The 248-nt window shown below is 60.9% G+C and carries 1 protein-coding gene; it reads left to right on the top strand.

What is annotated here, in order from left to right:
* Positions 1-248 (top strand): hypothetical protein (locus SB717_RS38410; protein WP_410908454.1); only part of this gene is annotated, 248 nt, incomplete at both ends.

Genomic DNA, 248 nt, shown 5'->3' with positions numbered 1-248 from the left:
CTCAAGTCGATGACGGCAATGAAGTCGCAACTCTCGACAGACGCTCAAGGCTATCTGGCTGTGGCGTCGGACAAGGTCAATGCGGCGTGCGACGTCGTCGCGAACGCGGGCGCAAGCGCTGGTCCGATCTCGACCGACAAGATTTCCGCACTGGTCAATGATGGCGTGCCGGCCCTGATAAAGGTGATTGACGAGTCGAGCCTGGACAAAGACGCCAAGGCCGCCGCTGAGATTGCGCTGACTGCCGC

It is taken from the genome of Priestia sp. SIMBA_032 (assembly GCF_046535215.1).
In the GTDB taxonomy this organism is placed as follows: domain Bacteria; phylum Bacillota; class Bacilli; order Bacillales; family Bacillaceae_H; genus Priestia; species Priestia aryabhattai.
The sequence above is the reverse complement of the archived record's forward strand: the minus strand, read 5'-3'. Positions and strand labels throughout refer to the sequence as shown.